This is a genomic window from Clavibacter sp. (assembly GCF_014802555.1).
Taxonomy (GTDB): domain Bacteria; phylum Actinomycetota; class Actinomycetes; order Actinomycetales; family Microbacteriaceae; genus Clavibacter; species Clavibacter sepedonicus.
The window spans coordinates 17,721-35,733 of the sequence record NZ_JAAVCB010000075.1; the positions used below are offsets into that span (position 1 = coordinate 17,721).

Here is an 18,013-nt window from a genome sequence, read left to right on the forward strand (position 1 = left end):
TCCCGGAAGGACTCTGTGACCGCTTCTCCCCGCGCCCTCGACCTGCTCAAGGTCGCCGCCTCCGCTGCCGACTCCAAGCAGGCCATCGACCTGGTCGCGCTCGACGTCTCCGGGCCCCTGCCCCTCACCGACGTCTTCCTCATCGCCTCGGCCCGCAACGAGCGGAACGCGCAGGCGGTCGCCGACGAGATCGAGGACAAGATGATCGAGGCGGGCGCCAAGCCGCTGCGCCGCGAGGGGAAGAGCGAGGGACGCTGGATCCTCCTCGACTTCGGCGACGTCGTCGCCCACGTCTTCACCGAGGAGGACCGGATGTACTACTCGCTGGAGCGCCTCTGGAAGGACTGCCCCGTCGTCGCCCTCGAGATCGAGCCGACGGCCTCCGCATCCTGATCCGATCCGATCCATCCGGGCAGCGACGCCCGACGCGCGAGGGTATCCCCGCATGAAGTGCCCCGACGACTCGGCCACCCTGGTGATGAGCGAGGGCGTCGGGGTGGAGATCGACTACTGCCCGGACTGCCGCGGTGTGTGGCTCGACCGCGGCGAGCTCGACAAGATCCTCGACCGCGCGGAGCAGGAGACGAGGGTCGCCCCGGCGGCCGCGTCGCCCGTGCCACCCGCGGCGCCGCTCGGCGGCTACCCGGAGCCGGGTCGCGACGACCGGCGGCGCGATGACGACCGCCGACGCGACGACGACCGCGACCGTGACCGCGCTCATGGGTCGCGGGGTGACGTCTATGGCGACCGCGATGTGGCCGGCTACTCGACGACGGGCGCCTACCCGACGGCGGGCGACTACCCGCAGGGCTCCGGCCACGGCGGGAAGCGCCGCGAGAAGGAGAGCTGGCTCAGCAAGCTGTTCGACTGAGCCGTGCCGCAGGCCGGCCGCCGACGAGGATGCCCTGGTCATGGGGTGGTCGGAATGTGTAGTAATGTAGACGAGTCGCTTCCGCAGGGAAGCGGTTCACGGGTCTGTGGCGCAGTTGGTAGCGCACCTGCATGGCATGCAGGGGGTCAGGGGTTCGAATCCCCTCAGATCCACCCTCGAGCCTCGCTCCTCCTCACGGAGGCGCGGGGCTCTTCCCGTCTCCGGTGGTCTGGACGGCCCCTCCCGCGTCCCGTTCAGGATGGCACCGCCCCGATTCACGCCAGCGGTCCGACCCACTCGACGTGGGCGCCGTCGGATGCGAACAGCTCCGTCATGTGGACCATCGACTCCCTCGAGACCGGGCTGGTGCTGACCTGCATGACCCTCCGTAGGCCGGGAGCGAGCTCGGCGGGCGAGAGGATGCGCCGCGTCGCACCGCGCTCCTCGCCGTCCTCAGGAGCGATGACCTCGGCATCGGCATGGCTGTAGAAGACGACGGTGTGGAAGAACGGGGCGGATCCGAGCGCATCCTGCACGTGAGCCGCGAGACGGAGGGACTGGCGTCGCACCTGCGCCACCGGGGTCGGGTCAGCGCGTCGAACGTGGAAAGCGCCGTCATCACCGTCCGACGTGATGTGCAGGACGGCGGGCGGGTCGACGTCGTACCGCGCCAGCAGCGCTCCCCAGAACTCGTGCAGGTCCTTCGGTCGCACGGCGTCGAGGACGAGCCCCCTCCAGTGCTTGTTCTCGATGATGAGGGCGGCTCGCGGGGTGAGGAGCACATGGTCGACCTGCACCAGGAACCTCCGTTTCGTCTTCGGCTCCGTACCCGTCAGGACGACGTTCGTCGCGAGCGCACCGCCGATGCGGGCCGCCGCGCACGCCGCGACGATCAGGTCGTGGGACACGCGATCGGTCTTCCACGTGCGGGCGAGCTGCCTGCGCGCCTCGTGTGCCGCCTCCTCCGCCTCCTCCCGCGCGGCGGCGCGATCGGCCAGCTCCGCGGCGTGCGCCTCAGCACGAGAGGCGGCATCCGCTGCGTGCTGCAAGTCGCTGAGGGCGACCTCCCGCTCGTGACGGGCTCGCTGCTCCTGGAGCGCTTCTCCATGACGAGCCCGACGCCGCCGCCGGTCGACGCAGAGCAGTGCGAGGGCGGCGAGGAGCAGGACGACGAGGATCCACGGGAGCGCGTTCAGCATGCCCCACGGAACCACGTCGTCCGATCGGCGCGCGGGATCCGCTCCCCGATCGGGGGACTGTCCTCCACTTGGAGGACCCGGGTAGCGTGAACGAGGTCATCGAAACCTGGAGCTCCACCATGTCGCACGCCACCCTGCACCGCACGCACACCACAGACCCGCACCGCACGTCGGTGGTCGGTTCCGCGGTGCTGGGCTTCCTGGCGGCGTTCGTGGTGGGCGCGGCCGTCATCGTGACGCTCCTCATCACCTCGTTCGCGCAGGGGACCGAGGGCTACCCCGGGCTCGACGTCCCGGGCGTCGTCGACACCCGCATCGACCACGGCAGCGTCGTCACGCAGATCGGCCCGGGCGGGTTCTTCTTCCCGTTGGCTGCCGGGCTGGTCGTCGGCCTCATCGTCGCCGTTGTCGTCTACGCGCGCCAGCGCGGCGCCGAGGACTGACCCGGCCGACCGGCCTGCCCCCGCGCGCGTAGGGTCGAGGGGATGGACCGCCGTCCCGAACGCCCCGTCTCCCGGACGAGGTCCCGCTCGCGTCCGATGGCGGGCATCCGGATCCGAGGGGCGGCCGCCGTCGCCGTCGTGACCGCCCTCGTCCTCCTGGCGAGCGGGTGCACCTCCGCCGACCCCGTCACGCTGCCGACGGCGGCAGCGCCGCTGCGCGTCGTGTCGCTCGGCGACTCGTACTCCACGGGCACCGGATCCGCGGAGCCGCTGCCCGGCGACCCCGGCGTCTGCGGACGCACCGTCGCGTCCTCGGTGCGGGTGGCCGCGGCCGAGGTTGGCGCCGACTTCGTCGACGCGGCCTGCGACGGCGCCAGCACGGCGGACCTCGTCGCCCCGCGGGAGCGCGGCGGGCAGACCGTGCCCGCGCAGCTCGACTCCCTGGCCGACGGCGCCGACGTCGTCCTCGTGCGCCTCGGGGGCAACGACCTCGGCTTCCCGGCCCTCGTCGGCGGGTGCCTCGCGCGGGATCCGGAGGGACCGGTCGCCGCAGGACCCACGACGTGCGTGGACGCGCTGGCACCCTCGGGTGGCACCGACGCCGTCCGCGCCCGCATCGACGGGGAGGTGTCGACGCGTCTCGGCGAGGCGTTCGCGCGGATCCGCGCCGCGGCGCCGGACGCCCGCATCGTCGCGCTCGGGTACCTCACCGTCCTCGGCGACCCGGATGCGCTCCCGGCGGAAGGCTGCCTGCGGGCCACGGCCACGTCGGCGGTGAACGGCCAGGTGCTTCTCGCTGACCGGGACGCGGTGTGGCTCGCGGGGATCCAGCGCGAGCTCGACGCCGCGATCGCCCGGGCGGCCGGCGACGCGGGCGCCCGGTTCGTGGACCAGGAGACGCCGACCGCCGAGCACGGAGCATGCGCCGGCGACGCGGGCGACCCCTATGTCGCCGGGCTCGGCGGCAGCGCCGGGGACGTCCCCCTGCATCCGAACGCGGCCGGGCAGGCATGGGAGTCGGAGGTCCTGGCGGGCGTGCTGCGCGAAGAGGCCGTCGCGCTCGGCCGCTGACCCGCCGCGTCGCACGCGCGACGGTCTCTGCGATCATGTGGGAGCCTGTGGCATCGTGTTGCTTCTCCTGCGGATGAGGGCTACAGTGCGAGGACGCGAGGCGCCAATGCCCCACGGAGTCGAAGGAGACCGCCCATGTACGCCGAAGAGCGCCAGGACAGGGTGGTCGCCCTCCTCGAGCGCACCGGCCGCGTGGCGGTCGTCGGCCTGGCCCGCGACTTCGACGTGACGACGGAGACGGTCCGTCGCGACCTCGCCCAGCTCGAGAGCCGCGGCGTCCTGCGCCGCGTGCACGGCGGTGCCGTCCTGGCGGGCCGGTCCACGCGCGCGGAGGAGAGCCTCGACACGCGCGGATCCCGCAACACGGCGGCCAAGGCGCGCATCGCCGACGCGGCCATGGCCTTCCTGCCGGCGAGCTTCGAGGGATCCATCGCCCTCGACGCCGGCACCACGACGGGGCTCGTCGCGGAGCGCGTCGCCGCCTGGCGGCCCGACGTCCCCGGCCGCACGCTGGTCGTGGTCACGCACTCCATGGCCGTCGCGCAGACCGTCACCCGGAACCCCGCCGTCGAGGTGCAGCTGCTCGGCGGACGCGTCCGCGGGATCACGAGCGCGGCCGTCGGCCCCGCCACCCTCGGCCAGCTCGCGCGGCTCCGACCCGACATCGCCTTCATCGGCGCGAACGGGATCCACGCGGAGTTCGGCCTCAGCACCCCCGACGAAGAGGAGGCGGCCGTGAAGACCGCGTTGACCCGAGGATCCCGACGCGCCGTGGCGCTCGTCGACGCGTCGAAGGCGGGGGAGGAGGCGCTCGTCGGCTTCGCAGCCCTCGGCGACCTCGACACGCTCGTGACCGACGCCGCGCCCGACGGCCCGCTGGCCGACGCGCTGGCCGCCGCCGAGGTCGAGGTGATGGTCGCGTGATCCTCACCCTCACCGCCAACCCGAGCCTCGACCGCACCATCGACCTCGCGGGAGCCCTCGCGCGCGGCGCCGTGCAGCGCGCCCGGGGCGTCGCCGAGCAGCCGGGCGGCAAGGGCGTCAACGTCTCGCGCGCGCTCATCGCCTCGGGCCTCGACACGATCGCGCTGCTGCCCGGACGCCTCGACGACCCGATGCTCGTGGCCCTCGCCGCCGAGCGGATCCCCCTGGACCACCTGGACATCGACGGCCGCGTGCGCCAGAACGTCACGCTGACGGAGCCCGACGGCACGACCACGAAGGTCAACGAGCCGGGACCCGAGCTCTCCGCCGCCGAGGCGGACGCGCTCGTCGCGCTCGTGATCCGGCACGCGCGCCGGGCGAGCTGGCTCGTGCTCGCGGGATCCCTGCCGCCCGGCCTCGACGACGACTTCCACGCCCGCGTGGTGCAGGCCGTGCGGGCCGAGCTCGGCGACGCCGCCCCGCGGATCGCCGTCGACTCGTCGGGCGCGCCCATGGCCGCGCTCGTCGCGTCCGACGCGGTAGTGGACCTCATCAAGCCCAACGCCGAGGAGCTCGCCGAGCTCGTCGGCATCGACGACCCGGATGCGCTGGAGGCCGACCCCCGTCGGGCCCACGACGCATCCCGCTCCCTCGTCTCCCGCGGCTGCCGGGCGGTCCTCGCGACCCTCGGCGCGCGGGGGGCCGTCCTCACCACGAGCGAGGGCGGGTGGCTCGCCACCATGCCCCCGATCGTGCCGGTGAGCACGGTGGGCGCGGGCGACTCCTCGCTCGCGGGCTACCTGCTCGCAGACCACCGCGGGGCAGGACCCGAGGGGCGGCTGGCGCAGGCCGTCGCCCACGGATCCGCCGCCGCGTCCCTGCCCGGCAGCACCATGCCGTCCCCCGACCAGACCCGACCGGACAGCGTCACCGTCCAGCCGCTCCTCCCGATCGCCGCCGATCGCTGACCCGCCCCACCTGGAGAAGAACATGCCATCGCTCATCACGAACCGCCTCGTGCTCCTCGACGCCGACCTCGGCGCCGACCGCGAGCACGCCGTCCGCACGCTCGCCGAGCGCGTCGTCGCGGAGGGCCGCGCCACCGACGCCGACGCCCTCTTCGCCGACGCCTGGGAGCGCGAGTCGAAGACCGACACCGGCATGGGCGGCGGGCTCGCCATCCCGCACTGCCGCTCCGCCGCGGTGACGGAGGCCACGCTCGTCATGGCCCGTCCGGCGCCGGCCGTCGACTTCGGCGCCCCGGACGGCCCCGCCGACCTCGTGTTCTTCATCGCCGCGCCCGACGGCGCCGACCAGGAGCACCTCGTCCTGCTGTCGCGCCTCGCCCGGTCGCTCATCAAGCCGGAGTTCGTCGAGGCGCTGCGCTCCGCCACGGACGAGGACCAGGTCGTCTGGCTCGTGGAGGGTGCTCTCGTGGACGAGCCCGCATCCTCGACGGGCGCTCCGGCCGCCGCGGCTCCCGCGGCAGCCGCATCCGCTCCGGCCAAGGCCCCCGCCGACGCGCCCGTGCTCATCGCCGTCACCGCGTGCCCCACCGGCATCGCGCACACCTACATGGCGGCCGACTCGCTCGTGGCGGCCGCCAAGCGCGCCGGCGTCGAGCTGCATGTCGAGACGCAGGGATCCTCCTCGGTCACGCCCGTCGACCCCGCGATCATCGCGCGGGCCACCGCCGTGATCTTCGCCGTCGACGTGGACGTGCGCGACCGCGCGCGCTTCGCCGGCAAGCCCGTCATCCAGTCGCCCGTCAAGCGCGGGATCGACCAGCCCGACCAGATGGTCGCCGAGGCCGTCGCGGCCGCGAAGGACCCGAACGCCCCGCGCGTGCCGGGCGGCGCGTCGTCGGCCGGATCCGAGCAGGCCTCCCCGCAGGCGTCGCAGTCGGTGGGCGCGCGCCTCAAGCGCTGGCTGCTCACGGGCGTCAGCTACATGATCCCGTTCGTCGCGGGCGGCGGCCTCCTCATCGCGCTCGGCTTCCTGCTCGGCGGGTACCGGATCACCGAGACCGCGTCGGACGTCGTGCTGCAGAACTCGCTGGCAGACCTCCCCGCGGGCGGCCTCGGCCAGTACCTCGGCGCCGTCGCGTTCGTCATCGGCAACGCGTCGATGGCGTTCCTCGTGCCCGCGCTGGCCGGCTACATCGCCTACGCCATCGCCGACCGGCCGGGCATCGCGCCCGGGTTCGTCGCGGGGTCCATCTCCGTCATCATGGGCGCCGCCTTCCTCGGCGGCCTGGTGGGCGGCCTCGTCGCCGGTGGCATCGCCTACGCGATCGGCCGCATCGACGTGCCGCGCTGGCTGCGGGGCCTCATGCCCGTCGTGATCATCCCGCTGCTCGCCTCCATCGTCGCCTCCGGCCTCATGGTCATGGTGCTCGGCGGCCCGATCGCGGCCCTCACGCGCGGCCTCAACGGCTTCCTCTCGGGCCTCACCGGCACGTCGGCCATCGTCCTAGGGATCATCCTCGGCGTCATGATGTGCATCGACCTCGGCGGCCCCATCAACAAGGTCGCCTACTCGTTCGCAGTCGCCGGTCTCGGCGCCGGATCCATCACCGACCAGACCCCGTGGGAGATCATGGCCGCCGTCATGGCCGCCGGCATGGTGCCGCCGCTCGCGCTGGCGCTCGCCTCCACCGTGATCGACCGCCGTCTGTTCAGCCCGGCCGAGCGAGAGAACGGCAAGGCCGCGTGGCTCCTCGGCGCCGCGTTCATCTCCGAGGGCGCGATCCCCTTCGCCGCCGTCGACCCGCTGCGCGTCATCCCGGCGAGCATCGTCGGCGGTGCCGTCACGGGCGCCATGGTCATGGGGCTCGGTGTCGTGTCGCAGGCCCCGCACGGCGGCGTGTTCGTGCTCTTCGCGATGAACGGCACGTTCCTCGGCTTCCTCGCCTCCGTCGCGGTCGGCGCGGTCATCTCCGCGTTCCTCGTCGTGCTCCTCAAGCGCTTCACGACGAAGCGCCCGGAGGCCGTCGCCGAGACGTCCGCCGCCGACCAGGGCGTCCCCGTCGCGGCCTGATCGCCTTCCCGCCCCAACATCCGCACACCCAGAAGGAGAACGTCCATGACCGAGCGCACCGCCACCATCGGCAGCCGCGTGGGCCTGCACGCCCGACCCGCATCCCTGTTCATCGAGGCCGTCCGCCGCACCGGCGTGGCCGTGAAGATCAGCAAGCCGGGAGGCACGCCGCTCGACGCGACGAGCATCCTGTCGCTGATGAGCCTCGGCGCCGCGAACGGCGACCAGGTCGTGCTCACCGCCGAGGGCGACGGCGCGGACGCCGCGCTCGACGAGCTGGCCGCCCTGCTCGAGAGCGACCTCGACGCCGTCGAGTAGCCGCCCCCGCGACGAGGGGCCCGGACACCGCGATGCGGGTCCGGGCCTCTCGTCGTGTCAGCGGATGCGGCGCATCACCACTCGGCGACGCGGTAGTCCTTGAGGAAGACGCCCGAGATGTCCTCGCCGGCCTGGCCCATGACGATGGGGTCGTAGACGCGCGCGGCGCCGTCGACGAGGTCGAGCGGGGCGTGGAAGCCCTCCTCGGCGAGCCGCACCTTCGTAGGGTGCGGGCGCTCGTCGGTGATCCAGCCGGTGTCGACGCTCGTCATGAGGATGCGGTCGGTCTCGCGCATCTCGCGCGCCGAGGTGCGGGTCATCATGTTGAGCGCGGCCTTCGCCATGTTCGTGTGCGGGTGGCCGGGGCCCTTGTACGCGCGGGCAAACTGGCCCTCCATGGCGCTCACGTTCACCACGTACTTGCGGCGCGACGCCGAGGCGGCCATCGCCGGGCGCAGCCGGCTCACGAGCAGGAACGGGGCCGTGACGTTGGCGAGCTGGACCTCGAGCATCTCCAGCGGATCCACCTCGTGGACCACCTGCGTCCAGCTGTTCGCGTCGTGCAGGTCGGGCACGAGGCCGCCCGCGTCGATGGCGGTGCCGGCGGCGAGGCGCGCGAGCGAGGAGGAGCCGGCCGTCATGGCGAGCTCGGTGACCTCGGCGGCCGTGATCCCGGCCGCGGTGGAGAGGATCGGGTGCGCCGCGACGCTCGCCGCCAGGGCCGCCGGGTGCGCGTCCGCAGTGTGGCCGAACGTCAGCAGCTCGGGGAGGTCGCCGTCGGGCAGCGGCGCGGCCTCCGCCTCGGACAGCGGTGCGTACGAGCCGGGGGAGCGGCGCACGGTCTGCGCGGCGTTGTTGATGAGGATGTCGAGGGGACCCGCGGCGGCGACCGCATCCGTGAGGCCGATGACCTGCGCGGGATCGCGGAGGTCGAGGCCCACGATGCGCAGGCGGTGGACCCACTCGTGCGCGTCCGGCAGGCCGGCGAAGCGGCGAACGGCGTCGCGCGGGAACCGGGTGGTGATGGTGGTGTGCGCCCCGTCGCGGAGCAGCCGGAGCGCGATGTGCATGCCGATCTTCGCGCGGCCGCCCGTGAGGAGCGCGCGCATCCCGGAGAGGTCGGTGCGGGCCTCGCGCTTCGCGTGGTTGAGGAGCGCGCAGTCGGGGCAGAGCTGGTGGTAGAACGCGTCGACCTGCGTGTAGTGCTGCTTGCAGATGTAGCAGGGACGCGAGCGCAGGAGCGTGCCGGCGGTGGGCTTCGCGGTCGTGATGGACAGCGGGATCCCGCGGGTCTCGTCGTCGATGCGGTCGGGCGCGCCCGTGGCGGTGGCCGCGACGACGGCGCGGTCGGCGCTCGCGACGGCCTCGCGCTTCTCGAGCCGGCGGGCCTTCTTCACCTCCTTGAACATGGAGGCGGTGGCGCGGCGGACGGCGACGAAGTCGGGGTGGTCCTCGTCGATGTCGGCGAGCGAGCCGAGGACGCGGAGCGCGGTGGCGAGGTCGTCGGGATCGATGGCCGAGCCGGGCGACGCGGCGGCCGCCTTGGTCGCGGGGTCGCCTTCGGGCATCGAGGCCGCGTCGGTCGTCGCGTCGGCGTCGGGCGAGGGGGCGACGGGATCCGCGGGGCGGGCGGGGTCGTCGGGCAGGGCGTCGGAGGGCACAGGAGATCATACCCGGGCCGCAAGCGGCAGCCGGGCGGCGGACGGGGCGGCGACGGCGACCGCCGGCGCGCTACATCGTGGTCGCGAAGCCGACCGCTGCGGCGATGACGGCCCAGAGCGCGATGGTGACGACGACGAGGGCGATGACCCCGGTGCGGCGGTCGCGCCAGCGCGCCCGCTCCGTCTCGGGGTCGACGGGGACGGACTCGGGAGCGGCGACCGCGCCGGGTGCGCTGTCCGCGTCCGCGGTGGTCGGCTGCCCCTCGACGGGGGGCGCGGGGCTGGGGTCGAGCGGGGCGCGATCGTGACGCGGGTCGAGCGGCTGGGACGGCATCCGGCGAACGTACGCGCTGGCGCCTGGTGGACCCTGCCGCCTGTGGAGAACTCCGCGGCGGGACGCGTGGGGGAGGATGGACGCATCATGTCGGACACCGCCCTCGCCCCCACGCTCACCGAGGAGGCGGCCCGGCTGGCCGTGGACGGGGCCACCGACGACGCCATCTACGACGCGTTCGCCGAGTGGGCGATCGGCCGGGGGATCGAGCTGTACCCGGCGCAGGACGAGGCGGCGCTCGAGATCGCGTCGGGCGCGAACCTGATCCTCTCGACGCCGACCGGCACGGGGAAGTCGCTCGTCGCGGTGGCCGCGCACTTCGCCGCGCTCGCCCGCGGCCGCCGCTCGTACTACACCGCGCCCATCAAGGCGCTCGTGTCCGAGAAGTTCTTCGCGCTCGTCGAGCTGTTCGGCGCGGCCCAGGTGGGCATGGTCACGGGCGACTCCTCGGTGAACCCGGACGCGCCCATCATCTGCTGCACCGCCGAGATCCTCGCGAACCGGTCGCTCCGCGGCGGTGCGGAGACGCCCGTCGACCAGGTCGTCATGGACGAGTTCCACTTCTACGCGGATCCGCAGCGCGGCTGGGCCTGGCAGGTGCCGCTGCTGCTCCTCCCGCACGCGCAGTTCGTGCTCATGTCGGCGACGCTCGGCGACGTCACCGAGCTCGCGGACGACCTCACGCGCCGCACCGGCCGGCCGACCGCGCGCATCACGGGCATCGAGCGCCCGGTGCCGCTCTTCTTCCACTACGCCGTGACCCCCGTGCAGGAGACGGTCGAGGAGCTGCTCGACACGAAGCAGGCGCCCGTCTACATCGTGCACTTCGCGCAGGCGGCCGCGCTGGAGCGGGCGCAGGCGCTGTCCAGCATCAAGATCGTCACGCGCGAGCAGCGGGACGAGATCGCGGACCTCATCGGCGACTTCCGCTTCAGCACGGCGTTCGGCAAGACCCTGTCGCGGCTCGTGCGCGCGGGCATCGGCGTGCACCACGCCGGGATGCTGCCGAAGTACCGGCGGCTGGTGGAGCAGCTCGCGCAGCGCGGGCTCCTCCGCGTCATCTGCGGGACGGACACGCTCGGCGTCGGGATCAACGTCCCCATCCGCACGGTGCTCTTCACGGGCCTCACCAAGTACGACGGCACGCGGATGCGGCAGCTCAACGCGCGCGAGTTCCACCAGATCGCCGGGCGCGCGGGCCGCGCGGGCTACGACACCACGGGCACGGTCGTCGCGCAGGCGCCCGAGCACGAGACCGAGAACATCAAGATGCTCGAGCGCGCGGGCGACGACGTGAAGAAGCGCCGCAAGCTCGTGCGCAAGAAGGCGCCCGAGGGCTTCGTCTCGTGGGGGGAGCCGAGCTTCCGCAAGCTCATCGACGCGGAGCCCGAGCGGCTGACGTCGAGCATGCAGGTGAGCCACGCGATGATGCTCAACGTCATCGCGCGCGGCGGCGACGTGTTCCAGAACATGCGGTCGCTCGTCGAGGACAACCACGAGCCCCGCGTGCGGCAGCTCGCGCTCGCGCGCCGCGCCCTCGCCATCTACCGCACGCTGCGGACGGCCGGGATCGTGGAGCAGGTGGACGACCCGGATGGCGGGCCCGCGCGGATCTCGCTGACGGTGGACCTGCAGGCCGACTTCGCGCTCAACCAGCCGCTGTCACCGTTCGCGGTCGCCGTGTTCGAGATCCTCGACCGCGAGTCGCCGACGTACGCGCTCGACATGCTGAGCGTCGTGGAGGCGACCCTCGACGACCCGCGGCCGATCCTGTCGCAGCAGCAGTTCAAGGCCCGCGGCGAGGCCGTGCAGGCGATGAAGGCCGACGGCATCGAGTACGACGAGCGCATGGAGCTGCTCGAGACCGTCACGCACCCGAAGCCGCTGGAGGAGCTGCTCGACCAGTCGTTCGCGACCTACAGCGCGAGCCAGCCGTGGATCGGCGACTTCGCGCTCAGCCCCAAGTCGGTCGTCCGCGACATGTACGAGCGGGCGATGTCCTTCAGCGAGCTGATCTCCTTCTACGGGCTCATGCGCTCCGAGGGCCTCGTGCTCCGCTACCTCTCCGACGCGTTCCGGGCGCTGCGGCAGACCATCCCGGACGAGGCCAAGACCGAGGAGCTGCTCGACGTGATCGAGTGGCTCGGCGAGCTGGTGCGCCAGGTGGACTCGAGCCTCCTCGACGAGTGGGAGGAGCTGTCGCACCCGACCGCGGCCCCCGGCGACGCGCCCGTGCTGCCGCCCGCGCCCAAGCTGCTCACGTCGAACACGCGCGCGTTCCGGATCCTCGTGCGCAACGAGATGTTCCGGCGCGTGCAGCTCGCGGCCCGCGAGGACCTGCAGGCGCTCGGCGAGCTCGACGCCGCGGCCGGCTACGACGCCGACGCGTGGGGCGACGCGCTCGACGGCTACTTCGGCGAGTACGACCGGATCCTCACCGACGGCGACGCCCGCAGCCAGGCGCTCGTGACGATCACCGAAAGTCCGACGGAGTGGACCGTGCGGCAGGCGCTGCACGACCCCGATGGCGACCACGACTGGGGGATCGAGGCGACCGTCGACCTCGACGCGTCGAACGAGGCCGGCGAGGCCGTCGTGCGCGTGACCCGCGTGGGCACCCTCTCGTGAGCGGGGAGCCGCGTCTGCCCGACCTCGCCGGGCGGACGGTGCTCGTCACGGGCGCGAACGGCGGCATCGGCTTCTGGACCTCCGCGCAGCTCGCCGACGCGGGGGCCCGGGTGCTGCTCGCCTGCCGCTCAGAGGAGCGCGGCGACGCCGCCGCCCGCGCGATCCGGGCCCGCACCCCGCGGGCGGACCTGGAGGTCGTGCCCCTCGACCTGGCGAACCTCGCCCGCGTGGACGCGTGCGCGGCCGCCGTCCATGAGGACCTCGACGTGATCGTGGCCAACGCGGGCCTCACCCCGGCGGGCGGCCGCGCACGGCACCACCGGACGACGATCGACGGGTTCGAGGAGCTGATGGGCACCAACGCGCTCGGGCACTTCGCGCTCGTCGCCGGGGTCGCTCCGCGGCTGCGGGCCGGCGGCCGGGTCGTGATGCTCGGATCCCTCGCGCACCGCTTCTCCCCGCTCGACCTCGGCGACCTCGCGGGGGAGCGGCGCATGCCGGCGCTCGTGCGGTACGGCCGGTCGAAGACGGCGTGCATGATGATCGCGGGCGAGCTCGACCGGCGGTGGCGCGCCGCGGGATACGACCGCATCGCGCTCTCGGCGCACCCCGGCTACGCGGTGGACGCGCTGACGCCGCCGCAGGATCCGGCCGACCGTCCGCGGGGCATCGCCGCCGCGCGCCATCGGGTCGCCCGTGCCGGACGCGTCCTTGTGCAGGGCAAGGACGCGGGTGCGTGGCCGGTCGTGCACGCGGCCGTGGCCCCCGGCGTCACGGGCGGCGACCTCTGGGGACCCGGCGGGCCGCTCGAGCTGAGGGGCGCGCCCGCTCCCGCGTTCGTCGCGGAGCACGCGCGCTCGCACGCCGTGGCCGAGCAGCTGTGGGCGGCCGCCGAGGACGCGACGGGGATCCGCTTCCGGCCCTGACCCGGCCCTGACCCGGCGGTGGGCGCGCGGAGGCGGCTCAGGCGCGCGGGATCCCGAGCACGTCGTCGAGCGCGTCGCGGAACGCGGCCGTCTCCGACGGGGTGCCGACGGAGACGCGCAGCCAGCCCTCGGGTCCCGTCTCCCGGATGAGGACGCCGCGATCCAAGAGCCCCTGCCACACCGCGTGCCGGTCGGCCGGGTGCACGCCGGGGAAGCGGCCGAAGAGCACGAAGTTCGCGTCCGAGGGCGCGACCTCGAAGCCGCGGCCGCGGAGCCACTCGACGAGCCCGTCGCGCTCCTCGCGGAGCGACGCGACCTGCGCGAGCAGCACCCCGCTGTGGCGGAGGGCGGCGGTCGCGCTCACCTGGGTGATCCGGGAGAGGTGGTACGGGAGCCGCACGATGCGGAGCGCGTCGACCACGGCGGGCGATGCCGCGAGGTAGCCGAGCCGGCCGCCCGCGAACGCGAACGCCTTGCTCATGGTGCGCGAGACGATGAGGCGGGGGTGGTCGGGCAGGAGCGAGATCGCCGTCGGGACGCCCTCGCGGCGGAACTCGGCGTACGCCTCGTCGATCACCACGACGCCGGGCGCGACGGAGAGCACGTGCTCGATCTCCCGCGTGGTGAGGGCGGTGCCCGTGGGGTTGTTCGGCGAGGTGAGGAACACGACGCTCGGCTGGTGCTCGGCGACGAGGTCCGTGACGTTCGCGAGGTCGAGCGTGAAGTCCTCCTGGCGGCGGCCCGAGACCCACGTGGTGAGCGTGTTGCGCGCGTACTCGGGGTACATCGCGTAGTGCGGCGCGAAGGACAGCGCGACGCGGTCGGTGCCGCCGAAGGCCTGGAGCACCTGCTGCAGCACCTCGTTGGATCCGTTCGCCGCCCACACGTTCTCGGGCCCGAGGGCGAGCCCGCTGTCGGCCGTGAGGTAGCCGGCGAGCTCGGTGCGGAGCTCGAGGAACTCGCGGTCCGGGTAGCGGTTGAGCCCCCGCGCGGCCTCGAGCACGGCCTCGCTCACCGCGACCGCGACCTCCTCGGGCAGCGGGTACGGGTTCTCGTTCACGTTGAGGAGGACGGGCACGTCGAGCTGCGGGGCGCCGTACGGCTCCTCGCCGCGGATCCCGTCGCGCAGGGGCAGGTCGGCGAGGGTGGTCTCTGACCAGGCGGGGCTCATGGGTCTCCTCGGGATCGGGCGGGTCCCTATCCTCCCATCGACCGGGGCAGCCGGTGCCCGGCGCGGGACGGCTAGGGTCGCGGGATGCGCTCCCCCCTCGCCCGGCTCACCCGCGTCCGGCTCCCGGGGGACGTGCACCGCACCGAGTCCGCCCCGCCGCGCTGGCTCCTGCTCTCCCGGCGCTACGGGTCGCGGGCGATCCCCGTCGAGCACGACCTGGAGCGGCGCACCGTCCTCGGCTTCCGGATCGCGATCAAGGTGTTCCGGACGCCGGGCGGCAACGCCGGGCGCACGCTCCCGACCGCTGCCGCGGGCATCGGCTCGGCCGGACCCGCCGGGGCCCGCCCGTCGTTCGTGCTCGTGCACGGGATCGGCGTCTCCTCGCGCTACTTCCACCCCGTGGCCGCGTTCCTCGCCGGGCACGGCACGGTGTACGCCATCGATCTGCCGGGGTACGGCGAGTCGCCGCGGGTCCGGCGCGACGTGACGCTCGACGACCACGCGGCGGTCGTCGCCGAGGTGATCCGGATGCACGGCCTCGTGGACCCCGTCGTCGTCGGCCACTCGATGGGGACCCAGATCGTCACGCGGCTGGCCGTCGACCATCCCGAGGTCGCCGACCGCATCGTGCTCATCGCGCCCACCCTCCCGCCGCGGACGCGCGGGGTCGTCCGCGCGGCCCTCGCGCTCGGCGTCGACACGCTCCGCGAGCCGCTCCTCGCGAACGCCGTCGTGCTCGGCGACTACTTCCTGCGCTGCGGGATGCGGTACTACCTCCGCCAGCTGCCGCACCTCATCGACGACGCGGTCGAGGAGCGCGCGCCGCGCATCCGCGCCCGCACGCTCGTCATCGTGGGCGACCGGGACGCCGTGGTCGACCGGCCGTTCGCGCAGGAGCTCGCGGCCCGGATCCCGCGCGGGACGTACCGGGTCGCCCGCGGCCCGCACGTCGTGATGTACACGGATCCGCTCGGCGTGGCGCGCGCGATCGTGGAGCATGCCCGGGCCCGCTGAGGCGGCGGGATCGCGGCCGTCGCCCCGTGCGCCGGTCGCGGAGGCCGCGCCCGGGCAGGATGGACGGGTGACCACCGCAGGACCCGACCCGCTCCCGCCGCTCACGCTCCTCCGCAAGGCGCTCGACTGGGCCCTCGATTACGCGTACGTCCTCCGCTGGCAGGCGGCCGCGACCCTCTCCCGTGACGACGCCCGCTCCTTCGAGGACGGCCGCGACGACCGGCCGACGATCCTCGTGCTGCCGGGCGTCTACGAGCGCTGGCAGTTCATGCTGCCGATCATCCGGAGGCTGCACGCGCGCGGCCACGGCGTGCACGTGGTCGGCGCGCTCGGCGCGAACGTGGGCCGGGTCGCCGAGATGTCGCGCCGCGCCCGCGCGTACCTCGAGGCCGAGGACCTGCGCGACGTCGTCATCGTCGCGCACAGCAAGGGCGGCCTCATCGGCAAGCACCTCATGGCATTCGGCGACCCCGACCGGCGGATCCGCGCCATGGTCGCGATCAACACGCCATTCGGCGGATCCTCGTACGCGCGGCTCATCCCCGTCCGCAGCATCCGCGACTTCTCGCCGCGGAACGCCGCGCTCGTGGAGCTCGGCCGGTCGCGCGAGGTCAACGCGCGGATCACGAGCGTCTTCGCGCGCTTCGACCCGCACATCCCCGGCGGCAGCTCGCTCGACGGCGCGACGGACGAGCGCGTCCGGGCCTCCGGGCACTTCCGGATCATGGGCGACGAGGACGTGCTGCGCCGGGTGGAGGCCGCGATCGACCGGGCGGGGACCGCGGCGGCGCCTCCCGCCTGATCCGCGCGGGGCCGGAGCCGGAGCCGACCCGCGCCCGGACGGGCCGTCGGGCGCGGCGCATACTGGGCACATGCCCGACTCCGCCGCCGCGACCCACGCGGACGGCCACCTGGACGGGACCGCGGACGGCCGCGGTCGCACGGTGCTCGTGGTCGCGGTCCTCGCCTCCTTCGTCGCCTTCCTCGACGGCACGGTCGTCAACGTCGCGCTGCCCGCGATCGGCGAGGACCTCGGCGGCGGCCTCGTGGTGCAGCAGTGGGTCGTGGACGCCTACCTCATCACCCTCGGCGCGCTGATCCTCCTGGCCGGCTCGCTCTCCGACGCGTTCGGCCGCGTGCGCGTGCTGCGCTGGGGGCTCGTCGGATTCGGCGTGACCTCGCTCGTGTGCGCGATCGCGCCGACCGCCGGGATCCTCATCGCCGCGCGCGCCGCCCAGGGCGCGGCCGGCGCGCTGCTCGTGCCGAGCTCGCTCGCCCTCATCGCCCAGGCCTTCCGCGGTCCCGCGCAGGCGCGCGCCATCGGCTCCTGGACGGCGTGGACCGGCACCGCGATGCTCGTCGGCCCCGTCCTCGGCGGCGTCCTGGTGGACACGCTCGACTGGCGGCTCGTGTTCGGGATCAACGTGCTGCCCATCGCCGTGACCCTCGTGCTCCTGGCCCGGCTGCCGCACGACGCGCCCGTCGCCGACGGCACGCGCGTCGACGTGCCGGGCGCGGTGCTCGGCGCCATCGGGATCGGCGGCCCCGTCTTCGCCCTCATCGAGCAGTCGCGGCGGGGGATCGCGCACCCGCTCGTGGTCGGCAGCCTGGTCGTCGGCGTCGCGTGCCTCGTGCTCTTCGTGGTGCGCGAGCGGCGCACACCGCGCCCCATGCTGCCGCTCTCGCTCTTCCGCGAGCGGGACTTCCTCGTCGGCAACATCGCGACGGTCGGCATCTACGGCGCCCTGTCGCTCGGCGGCTTCGTCATCGCGGTCTTCCTGCAGCAGACCGGCGGGCTGTCGGCGACCGCGGCCGGCTTCGCGCTCGTGCCGACCACCGTGATCATGCTGCTGCTGTCGACGCGCTTCGGCGCGCTGGCCGGGCGCATCGGGCCGCGGCTGCTCATGGGCGCGGGGCCGATCGTCGCGGGCGGCGGATACCTGCTGATGCTCCGCGTGGGCGAGCCCGTCGACTACTGGGGGCAGCTGCTGCCGGGCATCCTCGTCTTCGGCCTGGGCCTGTCGATGACGGTCGCGCCGCTGACCGCGACGATCCTCGAGGCCGTGCCGTCGGCGCAGGCGGGCATCGCGTCCGCCGTCAACAACGCCGTGTCGCGCGTGGCCGGGCTCGTCGCCATCGCCGCGATCGGGCTGGTCGCCGGGCCCGACCTCGACGTCGCGGCCTTCCACCGCGTGGTGCTCGTGACCGCGGCGCTGCTGATCGCCGGCGGGCTGGTGTCCCTCGTCGGGATCCGCTCGCGCCACGCCGCGGCCGCCACCGAGGCCGCGGGCTAGATGTAGTTCCTCGGGAGGTTGTGAACGCTGGGGCGGATAGCGAAGACCTCCGGGACGATGTGAGTTACCAAGCACACGTCATCACCGGAGGTCTTCGTGACTCACGCTAACGCCCCGTTC

17 protein-coding genes and 1 tRNA gene are annotated in these 18,013 nt (G+C 74.0%); 14 read left to right on the top strand and 4 right to left on the bottom strand.

The annotated features are described in order from the left end of the window. Positions 1-15 precede the first annotated feature (15 nt). The 3 genes from rsfS to HDR73_RS08330 all read left to right on the top strand — a co-directional run bounded on the left by rsfS (position 16) and on the right by HDR73_RS08330 (position 1,044). The gene (rsfS, locus tag HDR73_RS08320) at positions 16-393 is read left to right on the top strand and encodes a ribosome silencing factor (RefSeq protein WP_012299154.1); all 378 of its coding nucleotides are present in this window, start codon (positions 16-18) and stop codon (positions 391-393) included. A gap of 52 nt (positions 394-445) precedes the next feature. Then, complete coding sequence (locus HDR73_RS08325; protein WP_041464568.1) at positions 446-871, top strand: TFIIB-type zinc ribbon-containing protein; 426 nt, start codon at positions 446-448, stop codon at positions 869-871. 100 nt (positions 872-971) lie between these two features. After that, positions 972-1,044 (top strand) — tRNA-Ala (locus tag HDR73_RS08330). 102 nt (positions 1,045-1,146) lie between these two features. On the opposite strand, the gene HDR73_RS08335 is transcribed toward HDR73_RS08330, so the two are convergent. After that, positions 1,147-2,070 carry a nuclease-related domain-containing protein gene (locus tag HDR73_RS08335; protein WP_133064085.1) on the bottom strand — a complete coding sequence of 308 codons (924 nt, stop codon included), beginning with the start codon at positions 2,068-2,070 and terminating at the stop codon, positions 1,147-1,149. A gap of 119 nt (positions 2,071-2,189) precedes the next feature. On the opposite strand from HDR73_RS08335, the gene HDR73_RS08340 reads away from it, so the two are divergent. From HDR73_RS08340 to HDR73_RS08365, 6 genes are all read left to right on the top strand, one after another. After that, positions 2,190-2,513, top strand: coding sequence for a hypothetical protein (locus HDR73_RS08340; RefSeq protein WP_049791999.1), 324 nt, complete (start codon positions 2,190-2,192; stop codon positions 2,511-2,513). Positions 2,514-2,609: 96 nt separating this feature from the next. Next, positions 2,610-3,584, top strand: a complete 975-nt coding sequence (locus HDR73_RS08345) for an SGNH/GDSL hydrolase family protein (protein ID WP_106408644.1) — start codon at positions 2,610-2,612, stop codon at positions 3,582-3,584. A gap of 135 nt (positions 3,585-3,719) precedes the next feature. Beyond that, positions 3,720-4,508 carry a DeoR/GlpR family DNA-binding transcription regulator gene (locus tag HDR73_RS08350; protein ID WP_041464566.1) on the top strand — a complete coding sequence of 263 codons (789 nt, stop codon included), beginning with the start codon at positions 3,720-3,722 and terminating at the stop codon, positions 4,506-4,508. After that, entirely contained in the window at positions 4,505-5,476 is a 972-nt protein-coding gene (locus HDR73_RS08355) for a 1-phosphofructokinase family hexose kinase (RefSeq protein WP_012299148.1), read from the top strand. The genes HDR73_RS08350 and HDR73_RS08355 overlap by 4 nt, the downstream gene beginning before the upstream one ends. A gap of 22 nt (positions 5,477-5,498) precedes the next feature. Continuing rightward, positions 5,499-7,547 (top strand): PTS fructose transporter subunit IIABC, encoded by a 2,049-nt coding sequence (locus tag HDR73_RS08360; protein ID WP_012299147.1) that lies wholly within the window; start codon positions 5,499-5,501, stop codon positions 7,545-7,547. A gap of 45 nt (positions 7,548-7,592) precedes the next feature. Further along, a complete protein-coding gene (locus HDR73_RS08365; RefSeq protein ID WP_012299146.1) occupies positions 7,593-7,865 on the top strand; it encodes an HPr family phosphocarrier protein in 273 nt (90 codons plus the stop codon). Between the two features lie 74 nt (positions 7,866-7,939). Here the strand turns inward: HDR73_RS08365 and HDR73_RS08370 are convergent, their stop codons facing one another. Together HDR73_RS08370 and HDR73_RS08375 are read right to left on the bottom strand one after the other, a co-directional pair. Further along, positions 7,940-9,526 carry an SDR family oxidoreductase gene (locus HDR73_RS08370; protein ID WP_012299145.1) on the bottom strand — a complete coding sequence of 529 codons (1,587 nt, stop codon included), beginning with the start codon at positions 9,524-9,526 and terminating at the stop codon, positions 7,940-7,942. Positions 9,527-9,596: 70 nt separating this feature from the next. After that, entirely contained in the window at positions 9,597-9,860 is a 264-nt protein-coding gene (locus HDR73_RS08375; protein ID WP_012299144.1) for a hypothetical protein, read from the bottom strand. A gap of 87 nt (positions 9,861-9,947) precedes the next feature. On the opposite strand from HDR73_RS08375, the gene HDR73_RS08380 reads away from it, so the two are divergent. Further along, a complete protein-coding gene (locus HDR73_RS08380; protein ID WP_041464565.1) occupies positions 9,948-12,488 on the top strand; it encodes a DEAD/DEAH box helicase in 2,541 nt (846 codons plus the stop codon). After that, positions 12,485-13,414, top strand: a complete 930-nt coding sequence (locus HDR73_RS08385; RefSeq protein WP_094146266.1) for an SDR family NAD(P)-dependent oxidoreductase — start codon at positions 12,485-12,487, stop codon at positions 13,412-13,414. Before HDR73_RS08380 ends, HDR73_RS08385 begins: the two co-directional genes overlap by 4 nt. Positions 13,415-13,451: 37 nt before the next feature. Here HDR73_RS08385 and HDR73_RS08390 read toward each other — a convergent pair whose 3' ends face one another. Beyond that, positions 13,452-14,585 carry a histidinol-phosphate transaminase gene (locus HDR73_RS08390; protein ID WP_012299141.1) on the bottom strand — a complete coding sequence of 378 codons (1,134 nt, stop codon included), beginning with the start codon at positions 14,583-14,585 and terminating at the stop codon, positions 13,452-13,454. Between the two features lie 84 nt (positions 14,586-14,669). Here HDR73_RS08390 and HDR73_RS08395 point away from each other — a divergent pair, with 84 nt between their 5' ends. From HDR73_RS08395 to HDR73_RS08405, 3 genes are all read left to right on the top strand, one after another. Further along, positions 14,670-15,599, top strand: a complete 930-nt coding sequence (locus tag HDR73_RS08395; protein ID WP_012299140.1) for an alpha/beta fold hydrolase — start codon at positions 14,670-14,672, stop codon at positions 15,597-15,599. 67 nt (positions 15,600-15,666) lie between these two features. Next, the gene (locus tag HDR73_RS08400) at positions 15,667-16,401 is read left to right on the top strand and encodes an esterase/lipase family protein (RefSeq protein ID WP_012299139.1); all 735 of its coding nucleotides are present in this window, start codon (positions 15,667-15,669) and stop codon (positions 16,399-16,401) included. A gap of 70 nt (positions 16,402-16,471) precedes the next feature. After that, positions 16,472-17,893: an MFS transporter gene (locus HDR73_RS08405; protein ID WP_012299138.1), complete on the top strand. Its 1,422-nt coding sequence runs from the start codon at positions 16,472-16,474 to the stop codon at positions 17,891-17,893. The last annotated feature ends 120 nt before the right edge of the window (positions 17,894-18,013 follow it).